We start from the raw sequence: 9,878 nt of genomic DNA on the forward strand, positions 1-9,878 counted from the left end.
GGCCACCTGCCCGCGATCGGGATCCAGCGTCACGTCCACGGCGGCGATATGCAGGCGGGCACCGGCCCCTTCCTGCCGGACCACGTCGGCGATCTCATATCCCACCAGGGTTGGCTTGAACACCTTGCCCACGCTGGTCAGCGGCAGCTTGTCCACCCTGCGTACGGCCTTGGGCCAAGCCGCCCGCTCCGGCATGGTGCGGCAGGCGTGCGCCAGCAGCTCCTCATCCGTGGTCCTGGCGCCCGGCCGCAATTCGACATAGACGACCGGCAGTTCCCCGGCGTGCGCGTCCGGCCGGCCCACGGCGGCGGCCATCGCCACCGCCGGATGGGCCGCGAGGGCCTCCTGGATGATGCCGGGATCGATGTTGTGGCCCCCTCGGATGATCAATTCCTTGCGGCGTCCGATCAGCCAGAAATACCCATCCCCATCCTGCCGGCCCAAGTCGCCGGTGTTGAGCCACCGTTCCCCGCCGATGTCGATCCAGCTGTCCGCCTCCCGCGCCGGGTCGGTGTAGCCGGCGAAGACGTTGGGGCCGTGCACGGCGATGATCCCGGCCTCATCCACGGCGGCATCGCGGATATAGCGGCCATCCCCGTCCAGGATGACGGCCCTCATACGCTGATAGGGAAGGCGCAACCCGATGGAACCGACGCGCCGCTCCCCTGCCGGCGGGTTGACGCTGGACGTGCATGCACCTTCCGTCAGGCCGTACCCCTCCAGGATGCGCACTCCCGTCGTCTGCTCGAAGCGCTTGAACAGCTCCAGCGGCATGGGTGCCGCGCCGCACATGCCGAGTTGCAGGCTGGAGATGTCACGATCGCCCACCGGCCGGTCCAGCAGGGCGGAATAGACGGTTGGGACACCGGAGAAGAAGGCGATGCGGTGCCGTTCCACGATGGCCCAGAAATGCCGTAGCACGCCGTCCCCGCGATAGCCCTGGGGCGTGCCGATGACAATGTGGTCGCCGCGCCCCAACGGCGCCAGGCCCGTCACCAGTTGGCCGTTCACGTGGAAAAGCGGCAGGCCGCAGAAGAACACACGGCGTTCACCGGAGGTGCCCAGCATCTGGTTCATCGCCCAACTGTTGAACACCTCGCTGCCATGGGTCCGCCGGGCGATCTTGGGCAACCCGGTCGTCCCGCCCGTGGCGAAATATGACGCGATGTCGCCGGCGGCGGGCGCCGGGAAGGACAGCGCCGCCCCGTCGTGGCGCCGCAACTCCCGGGGCATGTCCGTCAGCGGAATACTCAGGCCCGCCGCCCGTGCCCGACGGCGTGCCAGTAGCCGCATGAACGGGGCGACCGGGGAGCGCAGATAGCGGAGCGGGTCGACGGTGAGGACCCGGCGCACCGTTGGCGCCTGCGCCAGCGCCGCGCAAGCCTTTTCCCAAACGTTGCTGCGTGGCGCCGGTCCCAGGGTGACCAGCAGCCGGGCGTCCGCCGCCCGCAACAGCGCCGCGATCTGGTCCGCCTCCAGCAATGGATTGATGGGAAAGGCGATGCCAGCGGTTTCCGCCCCCCAGATGGCGAAATGGGTCTCCGGCAGGTTGGGCAGCAGGATCGCCACCACCTCGCCCCGGCCGACGCCCATGGCCCGGAACATGTTGGCGCTTCGGGTTATCTGGTCCAGAAGGGCGCGGTGGGTGAGCGTGTGGGGCTTCGCCTGGTCGCTGACCCGCAGAAAGAAGGACAGGGCGGTCGCCTCCAGATCATCGGCGCCGCCGGCGGCGATCATGGCATAGCTGTTTTCGGGCAAGGCCCTCTCAGCCAAGGGAACCGCCTCAACGGCCTCCACGTCCGCCAACCCGGAAACACCCGTAACCATCCGCGCCCACCCCGCGTCAAGACGCCGGCGGCGGCCGGCTGGAAGCTGGCCGCGCCCGGCCGCGCTGATGCGTCGGCCGAGCGGGCGATAGCCCCACTCTCTACAACGGTCGCGATCAATATGCGAGGCGCCGCGCGTCCGACAGTGGTGAACGGCGGTATGAGATGCCGGCCCGGAACCAGCCGAAGGGGAAGCGCGTCGGTCCACCGGCGCGCGCCCTCATAGGGATCACGCCGCCTTGATGGTGGTGACGAAGGTGTTCACCACCGAGCGCAGGGTGTCGGCCTCACTGCCCAACACGTCGGAGGAACTGAGGACACTGCGCGCGGCGGTGCCCGTCTCATCGGCGGCGGTGCGCACGCCAATGATGTTGGACGACACCTCCTGCGTGCCGACGCTGGCCTGCTGGACATTGCGGGCGATCTCCCGCGTGGCGGCGCCCTGTTCCTCCACCGCCGAGGCGACGCCGGTGGTGATCTGGCTCATGCTGGCGATGGTGGTGGTGATGCCGTCGATGGCGGCGGCTGCGCGGGCCGTCTCCTCCTGGATGGCGCCCACCTGGGCCTGGATCTCCTCCGTCGCCTTGGCGGTCTGGTTGGCCAGCGCCTTGACCTCGGATGCCACCACGGCGAAGCCCTTGCCCGCCTCACCGGCGCGCGCCGCCTCGATGGTGGCGTTCAGGGCCAGCAGATTGGTCTGGCTGGCGATGTCGGTGATCAGCTTGACCACGTCGCCGATGCGCTGGGCGGCGCTGACCAGCCCGTCGATGGAGTGCTTGGTGGCGGATGCCTCGCGCACCGCCGCTTCGGAGGTGGTGGTGGCGCCCACCATCTGGCGGGCGATCTCGCTGATGGATTGGTTCAGTTCCTCCGCCGCGGCCGCCACCGTCTGCACGTTGGCGGAGGTTTCCTCCGCCGCCCCCGCCACGGTGTTGGACAGGGTGATGGTGTCGCCGGCGGACAGGGTCAGGCTGTCCGCCGCCCCGCGCAACGACCGCTCCGCCCCGGTGAAGCCCGCCACCACTTGGTCGATGGAGGTCGCGAACTCCCGCGTCGCGGCTTCCAGCCGCAGGCGGCGCTGTTCCTTGGCGGCCTCCTCGTCCCGTTGACGCTCGGCCAGGATGTCGGCCTCCTTGGCGTTGGTCCGCAGGACGGAGATGGCGCCCGCCATCTCACCGATCTCGTCTTTGCGCTCCGTCAGGGGTACGGCCAAGTCGTGGTCGCCGCCGGCGATCTTCATCACCACCTGCGTCAGGATGGACAGCGGGCCGGTGACCCGGTGTCCGACCAGCCAGACGATACCGACCAGCACGCCGACGGCGCCCAGCAGCAGCAGGGTGACCAACAGCAGGGCCGTGCGGGCGCTGGCGTGCTGCGCATCGGCCAGGCGCGTCGCCTCGGCGATGGCGGCGTCGCGGATGCCCAGGATGCTGGCCAGTTGCGGCACGCTGGTGCGCCGGTATTCCGTGACATCGACGGGATAGGGCGTGCCCGCGACGCTGGCGTCCACCACCTTGGCGCGGATGGCGCCAAAGGTGCCCTTATAGCCCTGGCGTGCCACCTCCGCCGCCTTCACCAGGCTGTCGGGCGTGCCGGCCAGGGCCAGCTGGCCGTCCAGCCGACCTTCCAGGTCGTCCAGGTGCCCCTGCATGACCTGGACGTCGCGCAGCGCCTGCGGGCCCATGGGCTTGCCACTGTTCAGCGCCTGCAACAGCATGGAAGACTGGCGGCCGGCGTAGTCGCGGTAAGACCAGGCCAGCACGGCGATGTTGGCGTAATGCCCGGCCTCCGGCGCGCGCTGCAGCAGCGACCGGCCGGTGGCGTTCAACTCGGTGCCCAGGTCGGCCATGATGGCGAACATGCCCTTGACATAGGCATCGACCTCGCCCGCCGGCCGGTCGGCCACGGGTCTGGCCAGCAAGGCGTCGACAGCGCCACGCTGAGTTGCCAAGCGGCCATCCAGCGTGGACATGACCGCCTTCAGGCTGTCCATGGTTTGGGAATTTTCCGTGGCGATCAGGTCGGTCAGGGCCTTGCGCACGGCATCCGCCTTGGCGCGCTGCTCCTTCAGGGGCGCCAGCGTGGCGGGATCGGCGCTGCCCAGCGCCACCAAGGTTGGTCCCCGCTCAATGGCCAGGTTCTCCGTCATGCGGGTCAGCGCCGCCATGACGCGGGCCAGGCCTTGCGCGTCTGCCGCGGCGGCCGCCACCCGCCATTGCCCCACCGCCACCACGGCGCCCAGCACCAGCATGAGGACGGCCACGCCGCCCAAGCACGCGGCGATCAATTTACGGATGGTCATCGGACGTCTCCCCACACGTTCCTTCGCCGGCATCCTTCAGGTGCCGGTCCGCCTAAGTCCAGGGTCCCGCAACCCCTCGCCTTGATGGTTAACTCTAGACCTCAGAATGGGGACTCACCGCTGAACAAACCGTTAAGGTCGAAGACTGGCCTGAGGATGCGCCGATGGTTGCATTCAGGCGGGCAATAGGACGCTTTCGAACTATCGATTTGATGGCCAGCCGAGGTGGATGGTATCCCCGGTTAAGGAGGAAGCCGTCCAATAATCACCATGAAAAACCGCCCCGCCACTGTTGGAAGCGGCAGGATTCCCAGGGAGCCCCGCGATCTTCCGGCAGCCACCGCCTTGGGCGCCACCCGCGACCGGACGCCTTTCATCCGATGACATCTACTGGGATATGGTGACACGGACTATGCCGACCTTTGAATACTGGCACCACCATGGTGCCATCAGCGTTCCCGATCTTGAAGCCGCCATCGCCTGGTATGGCGACGTCCTGGGCTTCAAGTTGGAGCGGCGCATCCGCATCGACGCCATCCCCGCCGACGTCGCCTTCGTGCGCAACGGGCCGCTGCGCATGGAGATCTTCCAGGTGCCGGACGCGCAGGCCTTGCCAGAGCAGCGGCGTTTCCCCAACCAGGATCTGAAGACCCATGGCAACAAGCACATCTCCTTCGCCACCGGGGATGTGCACGCCTTGGCCGATGAACTGCGCCGCCGTGGCGCCGACATGTCTTCGTCGCCGATTCGAAAATGGGGCTCCAACGTCTTCCTTCGCGACAACGCTGGCAATCTGATCGAGTTCGTCCAGGAAAAGCCGGAGACGGAAACGCGGGCGCATCTCTGAAGCGTCGCCCCGGTCCCCAAATCGAACCCCGCGCCGCGTGACCGGCGCGGGGTTTTCCTTTGATATCAGCTTATTTCGCCGGCGTCTTCGTCGCCGGCTTGAACAGGAAACACAGCAGGAACAGCACCAGCTTAAGGTTCAGCATCTTCAGCAGGGCGCGCGCTTCCTCCGGCCGGATCTTGGCGGTCATGGGCATGGCGCCGAAGATCTTGCCCTTGATGACCAGGGTGTCGCCGTCGCCGGCGATGCTGGCCACCGTCATCAGTTCCTTGTTGTCGGCCCCGTAGATCTTGACCATCGCTCAGGCCCTCACCGCGCGGTCGAAGTCGATGCCCAGGTCATCGAACATCTTGATGGCCGTGGCGCGGCCGGCACCGTAGACGCCGCCGCCCGGATGCATGAAGGGGCCGACCAGATAGAGTCCGTCCACGCCCGGCACCGTGAAGTTGCCCAGGTCGGGCGTCGGGCGGTGCGCCATGGTCTGGTACATGAAGGGGGCGGCCCCATGCATGTCGCCGTTCACGAAGCTGTTGGGTGAACTGCGTTCCATGTCCAGCGGCGACCAGGTGGTGCGGGCGATGATGTTGTCGTCCGTCAGGCTGGGGGTGAACCTGCGATAGAAGCCGAGGTTGTAGTCCGCCACCTCCTCCTTGATCTCGTCCCAGCGGGCGGCGCCGCCGTCTTCCAGCTTATAGGGCGCCATGGTGATGGCGTGCCAGATTCCCGCGCCGGGCGGCGCGCGGCTGGGGTCGGCATGGGTTTCGTCGCTGCCGCCGGTCAACGGGCGCTTGGGCATGCGGCCACGGCGCAGGCAATCGAAATCGTCCAGCATCTCCGTCAGGCTGTCGAACGTGTAATATTCCAGCATGGTGGCGGTCGCCACCTCCGGCCCCGCATAGAAGGTGGCCTGCTTCTTCAGATCATAGTGGCTGACGAACAGGCTGAAGGTGGAGGTGTTCACCCGCTCCGCCCGCTTCACCACCTTGTCCTCGACATTGGCGCCCAAGAACGTGCGGAGGCGATGGGGGTGGATGGCGGCGATGACGCCGTCCCTGCCCGACACGATCTCCCCATCCGCCAGTTGCAGGCCGGTCGCCTTGCCGCCGGAGACGATGACCTTGGTCACCTCCGCGTTCAGGCGGATCTCGCCGCCATAATGCTCGACGCAGCGCACCAGCGCGTCGGTCAGCCCGCCGCTGCCGCCCACGGGCTGGGAGACGCCGTAGGTGTGGATGATGCCCGGCATCAGGTAGATGCCCATGCCCGTGCCCAGTTCGTCCGGCATCTGCAGGTTCTCGGTCACCAGCTTCAGCAGGTGCATCTTGACGCGCGGATGCTCAAACGCGCTGTCGATGATGTCGACGCTGCTGCGGCTCATGGCATCGAGCATCTCCCGGCCTTCCTCGCTCTGGTCCAGCATGGCGATGAAGGCGCCCATGGGCAGCGGCGGGGCGTAAAGACCGGAGACGAACATGGGCAGCATGGCCATGCTGCGGACGGCGAAGGCGCGGTAGGTGTCGGCGTCCTTGGCCGAGAACTTGGCGATCTCGGCGCACGCCCGGTCCAGATCCTTATAGGTGATCAGGAAGCTTTGATCGTTGAATATGCTGGCGTAGGGCACGTCGGAATAATTGTACTTCAACCCGAATTTGGAGAAGAGGCCCAGCTCGTCCTCCGTGATCATGGGGTTACCCTGGATCATGATGTGGACGCTGGAATGCAGGTCGTGGCGGTAGCCGGGGGTGTTCAGTTCCCGCGTCACCACGCCACCGCCGGGCCAGGCCTGGCGTTCCACAACCAGCACCTTTTTGCCCGCCTTGGCCAGGTAGGCCGCGGCCACCAGGCCGTTGTGACCCGCGCCCATGACAACGACGTCGTATGTGCCCGACATCTTAATCCTCCCTAGTAACGTTCTGATTTGTCAGAGGCCTTCCGCGACCATGGCGCGGAAGGGGGCGATGCCCGGCACGTGTGTGCTGGTGCCGCCGTCCACCACCAGGCACTGCCCGGTGACATAGCGCGCCTCGTCCGACGCCAAGTAGGCCACGGCATGGGCCAGGTCCTCCGGCCGCCCCAGGTAGGGCGTCAGGGTCTCGGACTCCACGATCTCGCGCAGTCGGGCCGGCAGGTTCTCCAGGGCGGCGGCCGACAGGGTCAGGCCGGGCAGCACGGCGTTGCAGCGCACGCCGCGCTTGCCGTGGCTGGCGGCGATGGAGCGGGTCAGCTGGATGACCGCCGCCTTGGAGGCGCTGTAGGCCGCCTGGATGATGTGACCCTGCAGGGCGAGGTTGGAGGCGGTGTTGATGATGACACCGCCGACCTCCCGGCCCTCGCCCGCCTTCACCAGATGCGGCAGGGCATGCTTGCAGGCCAGCATGGTGCCACGCAAGTTGACGGTGAATGTACGGTCCCAGACCTCCAGGTCCATGGTCTCGATGTCAGCGTCGCGCAGGCCCATGGACAGGTCGGCGGCATTGTTGTCCAGGATGTCCAGCCGGCCAAACGTGCCGACCGCCGTCTCGATCAGGGCGCGGATGGAGGCCTCGTCGGCCAGGTCCAGGCGCACCGCCAGGGCCCGGCCGCCGATGTCGGTGATGCGGGCGGCCACCGCCTGGGCCGGCTCCAGCGCGATATCGGCCAGCACCACGGCGGCGCCACGCTCGGCCAACAGGATGGCGGTGGCGGCGCCAATGCCGCCGGCGGCACCGGTGACGATGGCCACCTTATTTGCCAAGGGATTGAAAATATTCCGCGTTTCCATGAGGTGCCGCTCCCGCCGGCCGATCTTGATCTGGTCGGCGGCAGGCTAAGGGCAGTGCGGATCACGCGGAAGACGGCACCTTTTTGTGCCCTATCCATTCCGGGCAATGTCTTATAAACGGGATGAACGCCGAATGGACGGGGATGGAATGACGAAGCCCAAGAAGGCGGCCGTGGATGTGGCGGCGGAGTTGGCGCGCGTGGCGCGGGCGCTGAACGTGGCCGACCTGGACGACCACCCCGGCGGCGGTCGGCTGGCGGCCATGGTGCGCAGCATGGCCACGGACGGTCGTGGGCGGGAGGATCCCATCCGGGAGATCTTCGGCCGCCTGGGTGACAAATGGAGCACGCTGCTGCTGTTGCTGCTGGGCGCCGGCCCCTTCCGGCATGCCACCCTGCGCCGCCTGGTGGGCGCCGTCACCGATGAGGCCCGCATATCCCAGCGCATGCTGACCCTGCGCCTACGCTCGCTGGAGCGCGACGGCCTGGTGGAGCGGCGGGTCACCCCCACCGTGCCGCCCCAGGTGGAATACGCCCTGACCGACCTGGGCCGGGACCTGCTGGCCCAGGTGGAGGGACTGATGGCATGGGTACGGCGCCACCATGACGCCGTCTTGGCGGCCCGCGCCCGCTTCCACGACAGCGGGCCGGAGGATTAGAGCGGGACTTTATGCCGGGCGATAGGTCGAGAGGAAATCTGCCGGAGAGAGAATGGGCACTCCCTGATAGGAGCCCAAAGCCAGCAGGTGCTTCTTGTCACCACTGACAATACAGGTGGCCCGACCATCCACGGCCAAAGCCAGGAACATATTGTCCTTGGGATCGGGAGAAGCCGTGGCGATGCTGGTCACATCCACGAAAGACAGCAATGTGCCCACCATTCCCAGATATTCCATGCGCTGATCTTCGGTGCCGAGTTTCAACGCGAACCGGGAAGATGCAAGCTTGGCGGCCAGTTCCGCATAAGTCTCGTCGGAAGCAATAACAATGCCTTGTTCAACGGCCAGATCAATTGCCTGGGACGCCGTTCCCTGCCGAGTAGCGAATGCGCTAAGGAATACATTGGTGTCTATGACAACGCGTATCATTTCGCGTTGCGGGCTTCTTCATCCTCTTCCTCCAAGAGGCGCATAATATCCTCTTCAGTCAGCCCTTCCGCAGCAGTACGGGCACTTACAGCGGTCGATATTTCGTGCATCTTGGCTAGGGCTGACTTCTTGTCCGTCGGCGCATCTTCCACGGTAATCGTGAATCGCTGGCCTGGCCGCAAGCCGGTCCGGCGCACGGCTTGGGGGAAGGTCTGAAGGGTGACACCTGTCACAACCCGTTCCATGACTGGTTCCTTGATCGCCACTGTCCCAATAAGCCGCCATGTTGGTAGATGGGGCCGTTACAGTCCAGTCGACTGAATATAGGCCCGGGGGACGGACGCGTCAAACCGCCCTCCCCGCTCAAGATTCCCCTACTCCGCCGCCTGGGCCGTGCCCCCCAAATCCGCCTCCCGCGCCGCCGCGCACATTTGGTCGACCACCCAGGCCAGGGCATGATCCTGGCTTTGGATGCGATGCCACTGCACCGACATCCGCACCTTGGGCATGTCGAAGGGCACCGGCGCGATCTTCAGCGGCAGGGTGGTGGCCAACAGGGTCGCCAGGCGGCGGTGCATGGTGCCGATGCGCCGCGTGCCCAGCAGGAAATGGGCGACGTCGGTGAACGACGGCGCCACCACCTCCACCCGCCGGGTGATCTGGGTGGTGCGGGCGAACCAATTTTCGAAGGTTGGCGTGCGCGTGCGACCGTGTGACGCGGTGACATGGCCCAGGCGGGAATAGGTCTCGTGGTCGATCACCCGGTCGAACTGGTCGTTGCCGGCCCAGGCGACGACAACATAGTCGTCCTCGAACAACAGGCGGCTGGGGTGGTCGGGCGACGTGTACTGCTCCGCCGTGATCAGCAGATCCACTTCCGCCTTTTCCAGCCGATCCACCGGCGCGTCCTCCAGGGCCGCGACGTCGAAGATCATGCCCGGCGCCTGGTCCGCGATGCGGCGGATGGTGTCGGCCAGCAGCACGCGGATCATGTAATCGGACGCCAGGATGGTAACCTGGCGGGCTGATTCCACCGGCACGAACATCGACTGGCC

The 9,878-nt window shown here is 66.7% G+C and carries 10 protein-coding genes; 2 read left to right on the plus strand and 8 right to left on the minus strand.

Annotated features, from left to right (window positions below; all coding sequences use genetic code 11):
* Positions 1–1,827, minus strand: a 1,827-nt coding sequence (locus I55_RS22200) for an acyl-CoA synthetase (protein ID WP_044562783.1), incomplete at its 3' end; no start/stop codon positions are given.
* A gap of 228 nt (positions 1,828–2,055) precedes the next feature.
* On the minus strand, positions 2,056–4,128 hold the full coding sequence (locus tag I55_RS22205) for a methyl-accepting chemotaxis protein (protein ID WP_044562776.1): 2,073 nt from the start codon (positions 4,126–4,128) through the stop codon (positions 2,056–2,058).
* Between the two features lie 412 nt (positions 4,129–4,540).
* Here I55_RS22205 and I55_RS22210 point away from each other — a divergent pair, with 412 nt between their 5' ends.
* On the plus strand, positions 4,541–4,975 hold the full coding sequence (locus I55_RS22210; RefSeq protein WP_044562777.1) for a VOC family protein: 435 nt from the start codon (positions 4,541–4,543) through the stop codon (positions 4,973–4,975).
* Between the two features lie 70 nt (positions 4,976–5,045).
* Here the strand turns inward: I55_RS22210 and I55_RS37830 are convergent, their stop codons facing one another.
* From I55_RS37830 to I55_RS22225, 3 genes are read right to left on the minus strand one after another with little or no spacing between them, the layout of a single operon-like run.
* Positions 5,046–5,273: a hypothetical protein gene (locus I55_RS37830; RefSeq protein ID WP_044562778.1), complete on the minus strand. Its 228-nt coding sequence runs from the start codon at positions 5,271–5,273 to the stop codon at positions 5,046–5,048.
* Positions 5,274–5,276: 3 nt separating this feature from the next.
* Positions 5,277–6,866 carry an NAD(P)/FAD-dependent oxidoreductase gene (locus I55_RS22220; RefSeq protein WP_044562779.1) on the minus strand — a complete coding sequence of 530 codons (1,590 nt, stop codon included), beginning with the start codon at positions 6,864–6,866 and terminating at the stop codon, positions 5,277–5,279.
* A 30-nt stretch (positions 6,867–6,896) separates the two neighbouring features.
* Positions 6,897–7,709 carry an SDR family NAD(P)-dependent oxidoreductase gene (locus tag I55_RS22225; protein ID WP_199902680.1) on the minus strand — a complete coding sequence of 271 codons (813 nt, stop codon included), beginning with the start codon at positions 7,707–7,709 and terminating at the stop codon, positions 6,897–6,899.
* A gap of 175 nt (positions 7,710–7,884) precedes the next feature.
* On the opposite strand from I55_RS22225, the gene I55_RS39110 reads away from it, so the two are divergent.
* Positions 7,885–8,394: a helix-turn-helix domain-containing protein gene (locus I55_RS39110; protein WP_286364315.1), complete on the plus strand. Its 510-nt coding sequence runs from the start codon at positions 7,885–7,887 to the stop codon at positions 8,392–8,394.
* Positions 8,395–8,403: 9 nt separating this feature from the next.
* On the opposite strand, the gene I55_RS22235 is transcribed toward I55_RS39110, so the two are convergent.
* From I55_RS22235 to I55_RS22245, 3 genes are all read right to left on the minus strand, one after another.
* Positions 8,404–8,823, minus strand: coding sequence for a putative toxin-antitoxin system toxin component, PIN family (locus tag I55_RS22235; protein WP_044562781.1), 420 nt, complete (start codon positions 8,821–8,823; stop codon positions 8,404–8,406).
* Positions 8,820–9,068: a hypothetical protein gene (locus I55_RS22240; RefSeq protein WP_044562782.1), complete on the minus strand. Its 249-nt coding sequence runs from the start codon at positions 9,066–9,068 to the stop codon at positions 8,820–8,822. The genes I55_RS22235 and I55_RS22240 overlap by 4 nt, the downstream gene beginning before the upstream one ends.
* A gap of 129 nt (positions 9,069–9,197) precedes the next feature.
* A partial coding sequence (locus tag I55_RS22245) for a LysR substrate-binding domain-containing protein (RefSeq protein WP_044562785.1) occupies positions 9,198–9,878 on the minus strand: 681 nt, incomplete at its 5' end.

The sequence above is a fragment of the Azospirillum sp. B4 genome, assembly GCF_000333275.1.
Taxonomy (GTDB): Bacteria; Pseudomonadota; Alphaproteobacteria; order Azospirillales; family Azospirillaceae; genus Nitrospirillum.